General features: G+C 70.4%; 13 protein-coding genes. 7 read left to right on the top strand and 6 right to left on the bottom strand.

The features are described from left to right. Nucleotides 1-37: 37 nt before the first annotated feature. Genes BLV57_RS30375 through BLV57_RS30365 form a run of 3 tightly spaced genes read left to right on the top strand, consistent with a single transcriptional unit; the run spans nucleotide 38 to nucleotide 3,257 of the window. Nucleotides 38-1,114, top strand: a complete 1,077-nt coding sequence (locus BLV57_RS30375) for a precorrin-3B synthase (RefSeq protein ID WP_091294564.1) — start codon at nucleotides 38-40, stop codon at nucleotides 1,112-1,114. Then, nucleotides 1,111-1,734: a precorrin-8X methylmutase gene (locus tag BLV57_RS30370; RefSeq protein WP_091294563.1), complete on the top strand. Its 624-nt coding sequence runs from the start codon at nucleotides 1,111-1,113 to the stop codon at nucleotides 1,732-1,734. The genes BLV57_RS30375 and BLV57_RS30370 overlap by 4 nt, the downstream gene beginning before the upstream one ends. Continuing rightward, nucleotides 1,731-3,257, top strand: a complete 1,527-nt coding sequence (locus BLV57_RS30365) for a precorrin-2 C(20)-methyltransferase (protein WP_091294561.1) — start codon at nucleotides 1,731-1,733, stop codon at nucleotides 3,255-3,257. The genes BLV57_RS30370 and BLV57_RS30365 overlap by 4 nt, the downstream gene beginning before the upstream one ends. 68 nt (nucleotides 3,258-3,325) lie before the next feature. Here the strand turns inward: BLV57_RS30365 and BLV57_RS30360 are convergent, their stop codons facing one another. From BLV57_RS30360 to cbiE, 5 genes are read right to left on the bottom strand one after another with little or no spacing between them, the layout of a single operon-like run. Then, nucleotides 3,326-6,409 (bottom strand): arabinosyltransferase domain-containing protein, encoded by a 3,084-nt coding sequence (locus tag BLV57_RS30360; protein ID WP_091294560.1) that lies wholly within the window; start codon nucleotides 6,407-6,409, stop codon nucleotides 3,326-3,328. 51 nt (nucleotides 6,410-6,460) lie between these two features. Further along, nucleotides 6,461-7,183, bottom strand: a complete 723-nt coding sequence (locus BLV57_RS30355; RefSeq protein ID WP_091294558.1) for a cobalt-precorrin-6A reductase — start codon at nucleotides 7,181-7,183, stop codon at nucleotides 6,461-6,463. Further along, a complete protein-coding gene (locus BLV57_RS30350) occupies nucleotides 7,180-8,184 on the bottom strand; it encodes a Gfo/Idh/MocA family protein (protein WP_091294557.1) in 1,005 nt (334 codons plus the stop codon). The genes BLV57_RS30355 and BLV57_RS30350 overlap by 4 nt, the downstream gene beginning before the upstream one ends. Continuing rightward, nucleotides 8,181-8,933 (bottom strand): precorrin-4 C(11)-methyltransferase, encoded by a 753-nt coding sequence (cobM, locus tag BLV57_RS30345; RefSeq protein ID WP_091294555.1) that lies wholly within the window; start codon nucleotides 8,931-8,933, stop codon nucleotides 8,181-8,183. The genes BLV57_RS30350 and cobM overlap by 4 nt, the downstream gene beginning before the upstream one ends. Continuing rightward, complete coding sequence (cbiE, locus tag BLV57_RS30340) at nucleotides 8,930-10,096, bottom strand: precorrin-6y C5,15-methyltransferase (decarboxylating) subunit CbiE (protein WP_091294553.1); 1,167 nt, start codon at nucleotides 10,094-10,096, stop codon at nucleotides 8,930-8,932. The genes cobM and cbiE overlap by 4 nt, the downstream gene beginning before the upstream one ends. Nucleotides 10,097-10,161: 65 nt before the next feature. On the opposite strand from cbiE, the gene BLV57_RS30335 reads away from it, so the two are divergent. Genes BLV57_RS30335 through BLV57_RS30320 form a run of 4 tightly spaced genes read left to right on the top strand, consistent with a single transcriptional unit; the run spans nucleotide 10,162 to nucleotide 15,877 of the window. After that, nucleotides 10,162-12,114, top strand: coding sequence for a putative cobaltochelatase (locus tag BLV57_RS30335; RefSeq protein WP_091294551.1), 1,953 nt, complete (start codon nucleotides 10,162-10,164; stop codon nucleotides 12,112-12,114). Next, the gene (gene cobO / locus BLV57_RS30330) at nucleotides 12,114-12,728 is read left to right on the top strand and encodes a cob(I)yrinic acid a,c-diamide adenosyltransferase (protein WP_091294550.1); all 615 of its coding nucleotides are present in this window, start codon (nucleotides 12,114-12,116) and stop codon (nucleotides 12,726-12,728) included. Before BLV57_RS30335 ends, cobO begins: the two co-directional genes overlap by 1 nt. After that, nucleotides 12,722-13,768, top strand: a complete 1,047-nt coding sequence (gene cobC / locus BLV57_RS30325) for an Rv2231c family histidinol phosphate aminotransferase CobC (protein ID WP_091294548.1) — start codon at nucleotides 12,722-12,724, stop codon at nucleotides 13,766-13,768. The genes cobO and cobC overlap by 7 nt, the downstream gene beginning before the upstream one ends. 27 nt (nucleotides 13,769-13,795) lie before the next feature. Beyond that, nucleotides 13,796-15,877, top strand: coding sequence for a glucan 1,4-alpha-glucosidase (locus tag BLV57_RS30320; protein WP_091294546.1), 2,082 nt, complete (start codon nucleotides 13,796-13,798; stop codon nucleotides 15,875-15,877). Here the strand turns inward: BLV57_RS30320 and BLV57_RS30315 are convergent, their stop codons facing one another. Continuing rightward, nucleotides 15,878-16,609, bottom strand: coding sequence for an adenosylcobinamide-GDP ribazoletransferase (locus tag BLV57_RS30315; protein WP_091294545.1), 732 nt, complete (start codon nucleotides 16,607-16,609; stop codon nucleotides 15,878-15,880). Between the last annotated feature and the right edge of the window lie 7 nt (nucleotides 16,610-16,616).

The raw sequence follows: 16,616 nt of genomic DNA, 5'->3' as shown, positions 1-16,616 counted from the left end.
TCTTGTCCGGGGGCGGGCAATCCGTACAGTCACCATCATGGACACCCCTGCCCGTGCGCGCGCCGACGTGTGTCCTGGTGTTTTCGCACCCCACGACGCCGCCGACGGCGCGCTGGCCAGGGTCCGGCTACCCGGTGGAGTCGTGACGAGTGACCAGCTTCACGTCCTCGCGGAGTGTGCCGACGCGTTCGCGGACGGCGAGCTCCACCTGACTTCGCGGGGCAATCTCCAGCTGCGCGGGCTCGACCGGTCCGACACCCGTTTGGCCCAGCGGCTGGCCGAGGCGGGCCTGCTGCCGTCGCCTTCCCATGAGCGGGTCCGGAACATCCTCGCGTCGCCGCGCGGTGAGGCCGCGCGAGCGCTGGCCGCCGACTTGGATGTCGCGCTGTGCGCCCGTCCGGAACTCGCCGCGCTGCCGGGACGGTTCCTGTTCGCTTTCGACGACGGCCGTGGTGACGTCGCCGGTGAAGGCGCGGACGTCTGCTGGCGTGACGGCGCGATACTGCTGGCTGGAACCGACACCGGCAAGCGCGTGCCCGCGGATCGGGCTGTCGAAGCGCTTCTTCAGGTCGCTTCGATGTTTCTCAAGGTGCGCGAAGGCGAGTGGCGGATCTCCGAGCTGCCCGATGCTTCGGTCTTGGCGGATGCGTTGCCAGGACCGACAGTGACCCCGGTCGACCTGCCGGTGCACGCCGGGATACCGATCGGTTTACTCGACGACGGCGCCGCGGTCGCCCCCGAGTTCGGGGTGCTGACGTCGGCGCGGCTGCGGCTGTTCGCGGAGCTGGCGCCGTTCGCGGTCGTCACGCCGTGGCGTTCGGTCTTCCTGCCCGGCGTGCGCGACGCCGAGGCCTTGAGGGGAATGCTGACCGAACGCGGTGTCACCGCGTGCATCGGCAGCCCTGGGTGCGCGAAGTCGCGAGCCGATGTGCGGGCCGACGCTCGCCGTGTGAGCGGCGTGCGCGCCCATTTCGCCGGTTGTGAGCGCCGGTGCGGAAAACCTGCCGCCGGGCACATCGACGTGCTCGCGGAAGAGGACGGCTATCGCGTCGACGGCACCTGGGTGCCGGTCGGCGAGCTGACGGATTTCCTGCTGGGACAAGGAGCGCAGTGATCGACTACATCCGCGACGGCGCGGAGATCTACCGGCATTCGTTCGCCACCATCCGCGAGGAGGCCGACCTCGCGATCCTGCCCGACGACGTGGCCGTGGTGGCGGTCCGGATGATCCACGCGTGCGGCATGGTCGATCTCGTCGACGACCTCAAGTACTCGCTCGACATCGTCGAATCCGGCCGCGCGGCGTTGCGCGCCGGCGCCCCGGTGCTGTGTGACGCGCAGATGATCGCCAGTGGCATCACCAGGAAACGCCTGCCAGCGGACAACGAGGTCCTCTGCACCCTGTCCGACCCGGCCGTGCCGTCGCTCGCCGAACGGATGGGCACCACGCGGTCCGCCGCCGCACTCGAACTCTGGCGCGACAAGCTGCCCGGCTCGGTCGTCGCCATAGGGAACGCGCCGACGGCGTTGTTCCGGCTGCTGGAACTGCTCGAGGAAGGCGTGGGCGCGCCCGCGGCCGTCATCGGCGTTCCGGTCGGGTTCATCGGCGCCGCTGAGTCCAAAGTGGAGCTGGTGAAGCGCGCGCCCGCGCCGTATCTGGTGGTGCACGGGCGGCGCGGTGGCAGTGCGATGGCGGTGGCTGCGGTCAATGCGTTGGCGACGGAGGAAGAATGAGCGGCGATTCGGGGAAACTGTGGGGTGTCGGGCTCGGACCGGGTGACCCGGAGCTGGTGACCGTCAAGTCCGCCAGGCTGATAGGCGAGGCCGACGTCATCGCCTATCACAGCGCCAGGCACGGCCGGAGCATCGCGCGTTCGGTCGCCGAGCCGTATCTGCGCGAGGGACAGATCGAAGAGGCGCTGGTCTATCCGGTGACCACCGAGACGACCGATCACCCCGGCGGCTACGAGGGCGCGATCGCCGACTTCTACGCCGAGAGCGCGGAGCGGCTGGCCGTGCACCTCGACGCCGGGCGGAACGTCGTCGTGCTGTGCGAGGGCGACCCGTTCTTCTACGGCTCGTACATGTACATGCACGAGCGGCTCGCCGACCGGTACGAGGCGGAGGCGGTGCCCGGCGTGACCTCGGTGAGCGCGGCGTCCGCGGTGCTCGGGCGGCCGCTCGTGCAGCGCGACGAGGTGCTGACCGTGCTGCCGGGAACGCTGTCCCAGCCCGAACTGGCGCGACGGCTGGCGGACACGGATTCGGCCGCGGTGCTCAAACTCGGCCGGACGTTCGGTGCGGTGCGCCAGGCGCTCGGCGAGGCGGGCAAGCTCGACCAGGCGCTGTACATCGAGCGCGCGACCTGGGGCAAGCAACGCATCGAGCCCCTTGCCAGCGTCGATCCCGACTCGGTGCCGTACTTCTCGCTCGCTTTGCTGCCGAGCCCGGCTTACTCGGCGCGCGTCGCGGGCGTCGAAGCTGCCCCGGCCGAGCCGGTTCCGGCGCCCGAGGGCGGTGAAGTCGTGGTCGTCGGGCTCGGTCCCGCCGGTCCGCAATGGCTGACGCCGGAGGCCGAGGTCGAACTCGCCGCCGGGACGCACTTGGTGGGCTATGGCCCTTATCTAGCCAGGGTTCCGGTGAAGGCGGGCCAGCAACGGCTCGCGTCGGGCAACCGGGTCGAGGCCGAACGGGCCGTCGAAGCGCTGGAGCTGGCGGCGGCGGGGAACCGGGTCGTGGTCGTGTCGTCGGGTGACCCCGGCGTGTTCGCGATGGCGTCGGCCGTGCTGGAGCAGGTCGAAGATCCGCGCTGGAAGGACGTTTCGGTCCGGGTGGTGCCGGGCGTGACCGCAGCGCAGGCGGCGGCTTCGCGCGTCGGCGCGCCGCTCGGGCACGACTATTGCGTGCTCTCGCTCTCGGATCGGCTCAAGCCTTGGGAGGTCATCGAGCGTCGTCTCGAGGCCGCCGGTGTCTCGGATCTGGTGCTGGCGCTGTACAACCCGGCCTCGTTCAGCCGCACGACCCAGCTCTCGCGTGCGCAGGAAGTGCTGCTGCGGCACCGTGGTCCGGAAACTCCCGTGGTCATCGCCCGCGATGTCGGCGGGGACTCGGAGTCGGTCCGCGTGGTCACCTTGGGCGAGCTGGACACGGCTTTCGTGGACATGCGCTGCCTGGTGATCGTCGGGTCTTCGCGCACCCGGGTCGCCCCGAGGCCCGACGGGACCTCCATGGTCTGGACGCCCCGCCGCTACCACTAGACCGGGATAAAGCGGGCTTTATCCCGGGAAAAGCACCCGGGATAAAGCCCGCTTTATCCCCACGAGCCTCAGCGGGTGGGGTTGGTGCCGTTGGGCTGCTGGGGGCCGGGTCCGGGGGACCACCACCCGGGCACGGTCTTCTTGCCTCTGACGATCGTGGGCGGCGCCCCTTCGCTGAACGGCTCGACCTGCAGGAGCTTGCCCCACGACTGGAACGGCTGGCCGACCAGGTAACTCGGCACCTCGGGCTGGTCGGCGAGTTCTTCGAGCCAGCCGATCGGGCCGCCGGTCGCGCTGCTCGCCCACTTGGCCTCGTCGGCGACCGTGCCCGCGGTGATCCGGTACGCGGGCACCTGCGAGATGCCGTCGTGCGAGAACGCGGGCTGCGCGCACGGGTAGACGAACGACGCGGGCCAGTCCATGTACACCGGCTTCTTGCCGATCTTGTCCGTCAGCGTCGTGAACGACGGGACACGCGGCGCGGTCGCGGCGACCCAGCCGTCCTCGGTGAGGTCGTTGTCGATGGCGGTCACGCGGACCGCGGCCGTCTCCGGCGGCAGGTCGCGCATGTTGACGCGGACGTCATTCCATTGGCCGTTGCCGACGCCGGCGGGCAGCAGTGTCTGGCCCTTGAGGACCTTGAAACCGTCCGGTGTCCGCGCCCCGTACTCGAGGCTGACCGTGGCCGCCTTGCCCGGTGCGCCCGCGACGGCGACCACGACCTGGCCGGATGGTGGCTTTTCGGGCAGCTCGTACCAGTCGGAGCGCAGACGGCCAGCCCGCGTTTCCTTCTCCTGATAGCTGCTCCACATCGACACCTTGTCCTCGGTGAAGCCGTGGGGCGGCTCGGAGAGCGGGTCCTTGTCGTCGACCGTGTGGGTGTGGAAACCGGTCTGTGTACGCCCGATTTCCTGATCCGGCGGCGGAAGTGGGTTCTCCGTCGACTGCGGAGTGGGTGAGACGGTCTTCTGCTGGGCCTCCGGCAGCGGCGCGAGCATGCTGGCGATGGCGTCGCGCTCGACCATCACGTGATCGGACAGGCCGCAGCTCTGGCCGAGCAGGTGCCCGACGTTCGCCGAGCCGAGGCTGTAACTGCCCGCCTGCGCGTGCATGGCCATGGTCATCGAGATGACCTCGCTGGCCACCACCGCGCCGCACACTGCCACCAGCGAGATCGAGCCGAGTTTCAGCGCGCGGCCCCGGCGTTCCGGGCTCTCGGTCTCATGACCCGGCCGGTGCGCGCGGACGTTCTCGACGAACGCGATGATCGCCGAGACCGCCGCGCCCGCCAGGAAGATGGTCGACAGCGAGACCGGTCCCCATTTCGGTGCCGTCGCGAACCACGGCACGCCGAGCTTGGACACGAACCAGAACGCGTTCGGCCCGGTCGCCGCCCAGGCCGCGATGATCAGCAGCCCGGCGAGGAACGCGGCCCGGTTGCGTTTCGACCGCAGCACGCCGGAACTCGTCGCGAGCGCGGTCAGCGCCGCCATCGACGCGCCGACGGCCGCGAACGCGCCGAAGTGGTGCGTCCACTTGGTCGGTGTCAGCGCGAGCAGCAGGAAGAACAGCGCCGTCGTGCCGATGAGGCGGCGGCTCGGCCCCAGCGCCGCGCCCGGAATCCGGCCGCGGCGCAACAGCACGACCAGGCAGGTCCCGGTGCACAAAAGGACCAGCAGCACGGGGAACCGGCGGGTCGCCGAGCCGTCCGGCAGGTTCTCGAACAGCAGCTGGTAGCGCGAAAACTCTTGGAACCACGAGAGATTCGGCCCGACCTGCGTCCGGATCCGGGTGGCCTCCTGGATGGTCGCGAACGTCTGGTCGGCGAAGACGACCGTCAGCACCAGCAGCCCGGCGCCGAGGATCGGCGCGAGCACGGGCAGCCAGCCGTCGGCCGCGCGCTGCTTCAGGATCTTGAACAGGGGACGCGCGGCGACCAGGAACGGCGCCACCGCGATCAGCCCGGTCGGGGTTGCCGCCAGCGTCAACGCGGCCGCCAGCAGGCCGAGACAGATCGGCAGGAGACGGCGCGTGACCAGCGCGCGTTCGACCGCGCAGATCGCCAACAGCGAGCCGACCGCCGCGACCGGCTCCGGCCGGACACCGTTGTTGAACGGCATCCACCAGACCAGGAACACCGCGGCGGCCGCCCAGCCCGCCGCCCGGCTCACCCGGACCTGCGGGCCGAGTCTCGGCATCACCTCGCGGCTGATCAGCAGCCAGCTGAGCAGGCCGAGCAAAAACGACGGCAGCCGGATCCACGGCGGCACCGTGCTGACGTGCGCCATCAGCTCGTACACGTGGTAGAACCAGCCGAACGGCGCCTCGGCCACCCCGAACCAGCGGTGATAGTTCGGCAGATAGCCGGTCTGCTCGGTGACCCTGGCCATGGTCAAGATGTAGCCATCGTCCGAGGTGACCGGGCCGATGAAGACCCACGCCCCGAGCACCGCGAACACGGTGACGTCACGCGCGGTCAGCCGCCACCAGCCGACGGGCGCCCAGCGTGGCGCGCGGCGCGCGAAGCCGGAGTCGAGTTTCCCGACCGCGATCAGGCAGCCGATGAGCGAAAGGACCGCCAGTACTCCGACGCCGACCTTCCAGCCCGTCGGCGACGACTGGTACCGGGTGTCGGTGACGATCGAGACCCGCAGCCCGTCGATCGGATCCTTGGCGCTGGTGATCGACGAGTAGATGCCGATCACGCGCGGCCGGTCGTCGCCGCTGAACTCGAAGATCGGCGTGTTCGCGACGCTCAGCGTGGTGTGGTTGCCGTCGGAGCGGAACCGGACATCGCAGTTCTCCGGTGGCAGCGGCTGCCTCGCGACCTGCTGCCCGCGCAGCGACGCCAGCAGCAGGCCGCCGTCGATGCGCAGCTGCATGCCGGCGCCGTTCTCGGTCCTGGCCTCCGGCACGGTCGAGAAGAGCAGCGCGGGGCCGTCCGCGCGCGCGTCGACCGACCGGATCGTCGAACACGGAAGGGTGACGTTGAGGTCCTGCGCCCAGTAGCCCGTCAACGGCGAGTTGACCTGGCGGGTGTCGTTGCCGGTCGGCCAGGTGATCTCCGCCGTGTCCTGCACGACAGGCAGGAACGGGAAGGCGAACGCGCAGACCGCGGACAGCAACCCGAGCGTGACGGCGAACAGACGCATCGGGGCCACGCTAACGGGTCGCGTCCGAACGGGTGACGCAGGGGCGGAAGGTCATGATCGGGCGAGCACCCACTCGACGGCTTGGCCGGGGTCGCCGACCGTGGGGACGTCAGGGCGGGGTGGCCGCCGGACGACCACCACGGGCAGGCGGAGGTTCCTGGCGGCGGTGAGCTTGGCCGCGGTCATCGAGCCGCCGCTGTCCTTGGTGACCAGCACGTCGATCCGGTGCTCGGTGAGCAGCCGGGTTTCGCCGTCGACGGTGTACGGGCCGCGGTCGAGGAGGACTTCGATCCGCCGGGGCAGTGGCGGCTCAGGCGGGTCGACGCAGCGGGCCAGGAACCACTGGTCGTTGCCCGCGAAGGCGGAGAGTCCTTGGCGTCCGCTGGTGAGGAACACGCGGTCGCCCGGCAGGTCAGCGGCCGCTTCTTCGAGCGAGCCGACCCAGCGCCAGTCGTCGCCAGGGCTCTCCGTCCAGCCTGGTCGTTGCAGCCTGAGCAGGCGGACCCCCGCGGCTTTCGCGGCCTCGAACGCCGACGCTCCGATGCGTTCGGCGAACGGATGGGTCGCGTCGACCACGGCGTCGATCCGGTTTTCACGAAGCCAGGCGGCGAGACCCACCGGGCCGCCGAAGCCACCGATCCGCACTTCGCCGACGGGCAGCTTCGGGTTCGTCACGCGGCCGGCGAGTGACGAGATCACCGGGACGCCCCGGTCGGTCAGTGCTTGGGCGAGCGCGCGGCCTTCGCCGGTCCCGCCCAGTACGAGGACCTTCACGGGGTCCGCACCGCCGCGCCCCAGCGTTCGAGCGTGCGGATGTTGGCCAGCGTGTCCTCCCAGGTCACGATCGGTGACTGGCGGGCGGTCAGGTGCTCCGCGACGTGGTCGGCTTCGCGGGCGAAGAGGCCCTTGGTGGCCTCGACCTCGATCGCCTCCGGCTTGCCACCGGACGGGGTGAGCACGATCGTCGAAGTCCTCGGCCGCCGCATGCCGAAGGTCCACGACGGCTTTTCGATGTACAGCTGGCCGCGCGTGCCGTAGACGCGGATGTGGTCGTCCTGCTGGAGCCGGAAACCGCACGAGATCTGGGCGATGATGTCGCCGGGTAGCCGCAGCAGGCCCATGGCGATCTCGTCGACGCCCTTGTCGTCCAGCTTCGCCATGCCGATCACGTCGGTGGGCTCGACCGCTTCGATGCCTGTCGCGGCTTGCGAAACCAGCCGGGCGACCGAGACGCAGTAACAGCCGACGTCGAGGATTCCGCCACCGCCGAGCGCGGGGTCGGCGATGCGCTCACGCTCGGACCCGGTCGTGTCGTAGCTGAAGGTCACGTCGACCGCGCGGACCTCACCGATCGCGCCTGCGGTGATCAGCTCGGTCAGTTTCCTGGTCTGCGGGTGCAGCCGGTACATGAACGCCTCCATCAGGAAGACGTCGTTGCGCCGCGCCGCCTCGATGACCCGCTCGGCCTCCTTGGCGGACACGGTCAGCGGCTTTTCGCACAGGACGTGCTTACCCGCGTCGGCGGCCTTGATCGCCCATTCGGCGTGCATCGGATGCGGCGTCGACACGTACACGGCGTCCACGTCGGGATCGGCGAGCAGCGCTTCGTAGCCGCCATAGCTGCGCGGGATCTCGTGGCGGGCGGCGAATTCGGCGGCCCGGTCGGCCGAACGGGCGGCGACGGCCGCCAGCGTGCCGTGCTCGCTTTCGCGGATGGCCGCGGCGAACTCTTCGGCGATCGAACCGGCGGCCAGCAGGCCCCAGCGCAGTGTCATAACGACTCCGGTTGGCTCTTGCGATCACGGGTGGTCGAGTACAGGAAGCTGTCGGGGAACCCTTCGGCGGCCAGCACCTTCCCGACGAAGATCATCGCCGCCCTGGTGACCCCGGCCGCGCGGACCTGCTCGGCGATCCCGCTCAGCGTGCCGCGCAGGATGACCTCGCCCGGCTGGCTGGCCAGCGCGACGACCGCGACCGGACAGTCCGGACCGTAGTGCGGGACCAGTTCTTCGACCAGGTGGTCCAACCGGTTGATCGCCAGGTGCAGCGCGAGTGTGGTGCCGGTGCTGGCGAAAGCGGCCAATTCCTCGCCGGCGGGCATCGCGGTCGAGCGGGCCTGCGCGCGGGTGATGACCAGGCTCTGGCCGACTTCGGGCACGGTCAGCTCGCGTTTGAGCACCGCCGCGGCCGCCGCGAACGCCGGAACACCCGGGATGACCTCGTAGGGCACGCCCGCCGCGTCGAGGCGCCGCATCTGCTCGGCGACCGCGCTGTAGAGCGAGGGATCGCCGGAACACAGCCGCGCCACGTCGGTCTCGGCGTCGATGAGGATCTCGACGATCTGGTCGAGGTTCAGACCGGCCGTGTCGATTTTTTCGGCGCTTTCGGAGCAGTACCCGAGCAGTTCGGTCGGCGTCATGCTGCCGGGGTAGAGGACGAGTTCGCACGCGGCGAGCCGGTCACGGCCCCGGACGGTGATCAGGTCGGCGGCGCCGGGCCCGGCGCCGATGAAGTACACGGTCACCGGTTCACACTCCACTGCGTGACGGTCCGGCTGGGCGACCAGCCGGTGAAGCCGCCGAGCGCGGCGGCCTGCTCGACGGCGATCCTGGTCAGTTCGCCGCCATGGTCTTGATAAGCCTTCGCCAAGGCCTGCTCGGATTCGAGGGTCACGCCGTGCGCGACCAGCCTGCAGTCCTGCGCGAGGCAGGCGTCGAGGACCCCGGGCACGGTGAGTCCGCCGCCGATGAAGATCGCGTCGGGTTTCGGCAGGTCACGCAGTGCTTCGGGGGCCGGGCCGACGACGACCTGGAGTTCGGGCACACCGAGGGTGGCCGAATTTCGGCCGATCCGCTCTGCCCGGGTTCGGTCGCGCTCGACGGCGATCGCCCGGTTCAGCGGGTGCGTGCGCGACCACTCGATCGCGACGCTGCCCGCGCCGGCGCCGATGTCCCACAGCAGCTCGCCGGGCACCGGCGCCAGGCGGGCGAGCGCGCTGGCGCGGAGGTCGCGTTTGGTGAGTTGGCCGTCGTGCTCGAACGCCTCGTCGGGCAGCCCGCCGACGAGGGACAGGCCGGTGCCGCGGCAGTCGATCGCGACAACGGTCAGCGGACCGGTGCGTTCGGTCCACCCGTCGACGATCCGCTCGGCCGGGCCGCCGAGCTCTTCGAGCGCGATCAGGTCGCTCTCGCCGAAGCCGCGGGCGCGGAGGAGTTCGCCGACCTCGGCCGGGTCGGCGCCGAGCACGAGCACCTTGCGGCCGGGCGCGAGCACACGGTTGAGGCGGTGGAGGCTCCGGCCGACCACGGTGACCACCTCGGTCTCCTCGGCAGGCCAGCACAGTCGGGCGCGGGCCAGCGTCACCGAAGAGAGCGCGGGCAGGATTTCGACCTTCCCGAACCGGGCGGCCAAGGTCGTGCCGATGCCGGACAGCAGCGGGTCGCCACTGGCCAGCACGCAGACGCGGCGGCCTTCGTGCGCGGCGAACAGCGCGTCGAGGCCTGCCATGAGGGGGCTGGGCAGCGGCACTTTCTCGATGCTGTCGGGCAGGTAGGCGAGATGGCGCGGTCCGCCGATGACGACGTCGGCGCTGGTGACCGCCGCGCGGGCGGATTCACTCAGCCCGGAGAGGCCGTCGGCCCCGATGCCGACGACGGTCAGTGGTGATTTTTCGCGCACTCGCGGCACGCTAGCTCACGCTTTTCCTGTGCGATGATCGGCCGGGCCACCGCCGCCGAACCGGGAGTCAGAGCTTGAAGCCTTACCCGTTCACCGCCGTTGTCGGGATGCAGGAGCTACGGCTGGCGCTGGTGCTTTCGGCGATTTCGCCCGCGATCGGCGGGGTGCTGGTGCGTGGCGAGAAGGGCACCGCGAAGTCGACCATGGTGCGTGCGCTGGCCGGTTTACTGCCGAGCGTGGACGTCGTCGAGGATTGCCGGTTTTCGTGTGATCCGGCGAGCCCGGACCCCGGCTGCCCCGACGGCCCGCATGGCGGCGCGTCGAAGCGGCGGCCCGCGCGGCTGGTCGAACTTCCGGTCGGCGCGGCCGAGGACCGCGTGATCGGCTCACTCAACCTGGAACGCGCGCTCGGCGAAGGCGTCACCGACTATCAGCCAGGGCTTTTGGCCGCCGCGCACCGCGGGCTGCTCTACGTCGACGAAGTGAACCTGCTGCACGACCATCTCGTCGACACGCTGCTCGACGCCGCCGCCATGGGCCGCGCGACGGTCGAGCGCGAGGGTGTTTCGGTGTCGCACGCGGCGCGGTTCGTGCTGATCGGCACCATGAACCCCGAGGAGGGTGAGCTGCGCCCGCAGCTGCTCGACCGGTTCGGGCTGACCGTCGAGGTCGCGTCCAGCCGTGATCCCGAGCAGCGGGTGCAGGTGGTCCGGCGGCGGCTGGCTTACGAAGCCGACCCGGACGGTTTCGCCGACCAGTACGCCGAAGACGACGCCAAGCTGGCGTCGGAGATCGAGGCGGCCCAGGCATTGCTGCCGAGTGTGCGGCTCGGCGACGACGCGCTCCGGCAGATCGCCGAGGTCTGCGCTTCGTTCGAGGTCGACGGAATGCGTGCGGACATCGTCACGGCGCGAACGGCCGTCGCGCACGCCGCGTGGTCCGGTCGCGAAGACGTGACCACCGACGACATCCGCGTGGCCGCCCGGCTCGCGCTGCCGCACCGGCGCAGGCGAAACCCGTTCGACGCGCCGGGAATCGAGGAAGAGCAGCTCGAACAGGCACTGCGTGACGCCGAACCGCCGCAGGGCCCGGACGACGACGGCCCTGGCTCCGGCTCCGAGCCGCCCGCCGAGCAGGAGCCCCCACCGGCCGGAAGCTCTGACGACCAGCCTGGTGACGGGCAGGGGACGCAAAGTGGCCAGCAGACGGTCGGCTCGGGGAAACCGTTCAAGGCCAGGCTGTTCACCCTCGACGGCACGGGGGAGGGCGCGCACGGCCGCCGGTCGCGGGCGATCACCGACACCGGGCGGACGATCGGCGTGAAGCCGTCGAGTGTGCGCGAAGGGCATCCGCACCTGCTCGCCACGATCCGGGCGGCGGCGCCGCATCAGCGTGCCCGCGGGCGTGACGGCGCCGGGCTTGAACTGCGCGGCCAGGATCTGCGGTTCGCGTTGCGGGAAGGGCGTGAGGGGAACCTCGTGCTGTTCTGTGTGGACGCTTCGGGCTCGATGGGCGCCAAGACACGCATGCGTGAGGTCAAATCGGCCGTGCTGTCGCTGCTTTTGGACGCTTACCAGCGCCGGGACAAGGTCGGCCTCGTGACGTTCCGCGCCGCCGAGGCCGAACTCGCGTTGCCGCCGACGATCAGTGTCGACGCCGCCGCGTCGCGCCTGGAAGGCTTGCCGACCGGCGGGCGCACGCCGCTCGCGGAAGGACTTTTGAAGGCCGCCAACGTGTTGCGGCTCGAAGCGATCCGCGACCCGAGGCGTCGGCCACTGCTGGTCGTGGTGACCGACGGCCGCGCGACCAGTGGCGCCGACGCCGTCGCGCGCTCACGTCAGGCGGCCGATCTGCTGGCGGGCACCGGTGTCGCGGCCATCGTGATGGACTGCGAGAGCGGGAAGATGCGCCTCGGGCTCGCCGCGGAACTGGCGGCCCGGCTCGGCGCCGAGCACGTGCCGCTGGCCGAAGTCGCCGCCGAATCGCTCGCGGGCGCGGTGCGCGCCAGGACCGGGAGGGCCGCGTAATGCCCCAGGGCAAACCGGAAGTCGTGCCCCAGGACGGGCTCACCACGCGTCAGCGACGCAACCGTCCGCTGCTCGCCGTGCACACCGGCGCGATGAAGGGCAAGTCGACCGCGGCGTTCGGGATGGCGCTGCGCGCGTGGAACCAGGGCTGGTCGATCGGCGTGTTCCAGTTCGTCAAGTCGGCGAAGTGGAAGGTCGGCGAGGAGACCGCGTTCCGCGCGCTCGGCCAGGTGCACGACGACACCGGCCAGGGCGGGCCCGTCGAGTGGCACAAGATGGGCGAGGGCTGGAGCTGGGCGCGCAAGTCCGGCACCGACGAGGACCACGCCGCCAACGCCCGCGACTGCTGGGCCGAGATCAAGCGCAGGCTGCTGGCCGAGCAGCACGACTTCTACGTGCTCGACGAGTTCAGCTACCTGCTGCACTGGGGCTGGATCGACGTCGACGACGTGGTCGAAGCGCTCACCTCGCGCCCAGGGCACCAGCATGTCGTGATCACCGGCCGCAACGCGCCCGCGAAGCTCATCGAGGCCGCCGACCTGGTCGTCGAGATGACCAAGATCAAGCACCCGATGGACGCGGGCCAAAAGGGCCAGCGGGGCATCGAATGGTAGCGCGGCCGACCGTGCACGACCTCCACCACCACGGCGACCGTGAGGTCGGCGCTGGCCTGGTGGATCTCGCGGTCAACGTCCGCCTGCCCGCTCCGCCGGACTGGCTGCGCGCCGAACTCGCCGCCGCACTCGGCGATCTCGCCGCTTATCCTGACGTCACCGCGGCCACGGAAGCCTTGGCGGCAAGGCACTCTCGCCCTGCGTATGAAGTTTTGCCGACGGCCGGAGCCGCCGAAGCGTTCACCTTGATAGCCACCTCCTTCAGTCCGCGTAAAGCTGTCGTGGTGCATCCGCAGTTCACCGAGCCGGAAGCCGCTCTCCGAGCCGCCGGTCACGCGGTGCACCGCGTTCTTCTCTCTCCTGACAACGGATTCCGGCTCGGCTCAGTTCCCGGTGACACAGTTCCCGAGGACGCCGATCTCGTGTTCGTGGGCAATCCGACCAACCCGACTTCAGTTCTACACCCGGCCACCGACATTTTGGCGCTCGGCAAACCGGGACGGCTGGTCGTCGTAGACGAAGCCTTCCTCGACGCGGTCCCTGGCGAGACGGAAAGCCTTGCCTCACAATCACTTCCGGGCTTCGCGGTGCTCCGCAGCCTCACCAAGACGTGGGGTATCGCCGGACTCCGCGCGGGCTACGTGCTCGCCGAAAGATCCATTGTGGACAGACTGCGCGCCGTGCAGCCGCCCTGGTCGGTGTCGTCACTGGCCGCCGTCGCGATGATCGCGTGCAGCCGCCCGTCCGCTTTGGAGGAAGCCGAAAAGCTCGCCATCGCCGCGGAACACGACCGTGATTACCTCATCTCGGGCTTGCAGGAACTCGGCATACCAGTGCTGGGCGAGCCGAGGGGACCGTTCGTGCTGGTCCGTTTGCCGCATGCAGACCGAATTCGCTTGACCTTGCGCGAAGCCGGTTTCGCTGTTAGGCGCGGCGACACTTTTCCCGGGCTGAGCACGGAATACCTGCGCATCGCCGTGCGTGACCGTGAAACGACCGATGCCTTCCTCCGTGCCCTGCTTTCGGCGGGTATTCGCTGACCGGGAGCGCGGTTAGGGTGTTCTCCCATGCGTCGCTGCCTGCTGCTCGCCGTCCTGTTGATCGCCAGTTTCGCCACTCCCGCGTACGCCGCGCCCGCGCCGGGCGCGCCCGGCATCGCGTCGGCGTGGACCAGCGGCGCCAAGGAAGGACTCGGCACGTCGGCGACCACGACGTCCAAGCTCTGGTACACCCTCGGCCAGGGCATCGTGAACGAGATCTACTACCCGCAGGCCGACACCCCTGACGTGCAGGACCTGCAGTACATGGTCAGCGACGGCACGAGTTTCACCGACGAGGAGAAGGTCGCCACCACCCACCAGGTGAGCCTCGCCGACCCGGATTCCCTGACGTACCAGCAGGTCAACACCGCGAAGAACGGCCGGTACCGGATCACCAAGACCTACGTGACCGACCCGGCGCGCGCGACGCTGCTCATCCGCACCCGGTTCCAGGTCCTGACCGGCGGTGCGCTCAAGCTCTTCACGCTCTACAACCCCTCGCTCGGCAACTCCGGCATGGGCGACACCGGCGCGACCGCGAACGGCCAGCTCCAGGCCAGTGACGGCAACGTCGCGAGCGCGCTCGCCAGCTCGACCGGCTTCACCGCCTTGAGCAGCGGCTACTCCGGCACGTCGAGCGACGGCTGGCAGGACCTGACCCAGCACCGCGCGCTGACGAACCAGTACACCAGCGCCGACGCGCCGGGAAACCTCGTGCAGACCGCGCAAATCCCGGTCGGCACGGACACGACGTTCACGCTCGCACTCGGCTTCGGCACGAGCCGAGCGGAAGCGTCGAGCACCGCGACGGCCTCACTGAACAGCGGCTGGTCGGCGGTTTCGGCGAGCTACCAAACTGGCTGGCACACCTACCTCAACTCGGTCGCCGCGCCGCCGTCGAGCACCACCGGGATCACCCAGCAGTACAAGACCGCGGTGATGACCATCAAGGCACACGAGGACAAGACCTATCGCGGCGCCTTCGTCGCGTCGCTGAGCATCCCTTGGGGTGACGCACAGAACGCCGATTCCTGTTGTGCCGCCGGGTATCACGCAGTTTGGGCCCGCGACCTCTACCAGATGGCGACAGCCGAAATCGCCGTCGGCGACTCGGCGGCGGCCAACCGCGCGCTCGACTACCTGTTCAACGTCCAGCTCCGGCCCGACGGGTCGTATCCGCAGAACACCCGCCTCGACGGCACCCCCGTCTTCGGGAGCCTGCAGATGGACGAGGTGTCGTTCCCGATCATCCTCGCCTGGCAACTCGGCCGCCGCGACGCCGCGACCTACGCGAAGATCAAGCCCTCAGCCGAATTCGTCTCGCACCGCGGCCCGTCGACCCCGCAGGAACGCTGGGAGGAGGCTGGCGGCTTCTCGCCGTCCACGCTCGCCGCGGAGATCGCCGCGCTCGTCTGCGCCGCCGACCTGGCGACCGCGAACAACGATCCCGGAGCCGCGTCCTACTACCTCCAGGTCGCCGACTCCTGGCGCGCGCAGGTCGACAACTGGACCTACACGACCACGGGATCGCTCGCGTCGCACGGGTATTACGAGCGCATCGACGACAACGGCAACCCCAACGACGGCCACACCCTCGGCATCGCCAACGGCGGCGGGAACTGGGACGAGCGCACGGTCGTCGACATGGGCTTCCTCGACCTGGTCCGGCTCGGTGTCAAGCGCGCCGACGACCCGCACATCACCGACTCGCTCAAGGTCGTCGACGCCAAGATCCGCGTCACCACGCCAGCGGGCGACATCTGGTACCGCTACAACCACGACGGCTACGGCGAAACCGCCGACGGCAGGCCGTACACCGGCGTCGGCATCGGCCGCCTCTGGCCGGTGCTCACCGGCGAACGCGGCGAATACGCGCTCGCGACCGGCGCGCTCGGCACCGGCTACCTGCGCACGATGGCCGCGACGGCCAACGCGGGCGGCCAGATCCCCGAGCAGGTCTGGGACCGAGGCACCACGATCGGCACCGGCACCGGTTCCGCGACGCCGTTGGCTTGGGCGCAGGCACAATTCGTGCGGCTCGCCGTGTCGCTGAGCACGGGCAAGAACGTCGAGACGCCTTCGGTCGTAGCGAAGCGCTATCAGGGGTAGTCAGGCCGCCAGAAATGCGAGCGTGGCGGCCACCGTGGCCTCGACGCAGGCGCCGAGCACGTCGCCGGTGACGCCACCGAGCCGTTGGCGGCAGCGGGCGAGCAGCAGCGCCGCGACCACGTACCCGGCCACGATCGCGAGCGGCCCGCTCCACCAGCGCAGGCCGGGGGAGAGGCTCGCCAAGCCCGCCGCCGCGAGCAGCACGCCCGCGGCCGCGCACCGGGGAACCGACTCGGCGACGGTCGCGCCGAGGCCCGATGGCCGGGCGGACGGGATACCGCGCACGCAGCAGAGCGAGAGCACGCACCGGCCTGCGAGCACCGCGATGACGACCGCGACGATCCCGTGTCCACGCAGGATCGTCCCGGTCAACGCTCCACATTGGACAAGCAGCACCAGCACCAGCGTGAGCACCCCGGTCGGCCCGGAATCACCGCGCCGCATGACGTCCAGCGCCCGCTCGCGGTCATACGACGCGCCGAGCCCGTCCGCCGTGTCGGCCAAGCCGTCCCAATGCAACCCCCGACTGCCGAGCGCGACCGCGCCCAGCGCCAGCGCCGCCGTCGCGAGCGGGAACAGGCCCACCGCGTCGCCGCCCCAGACGATCAGGGCGGCCACGGCGGCGAGCGGGGTCGACGCCGGCGCGGCGAGCAGCATCGCGCCGCGCGCGACGCGCTGGTCGATGACCGTGGGCGCGGGCACCGGGATGGTGGTGAGCGTGCCCACGGCCATGCGCAGG

The sequence above is a fragment of the Amycolatopsis xylanica genome (genome assembly GCF_900107045.1).
Lineage (GTDB): Bacteria > Actinomycetota > Actinomycetes > Mycobacteriales > Pseudonocardiaceae > Amycolatopsis > Amycolatopsis xylanica.
Note: the sequence above shows the minus strand (reverse complement) of the source record. Positions and strands in the feature narration are given on the sequence as shown.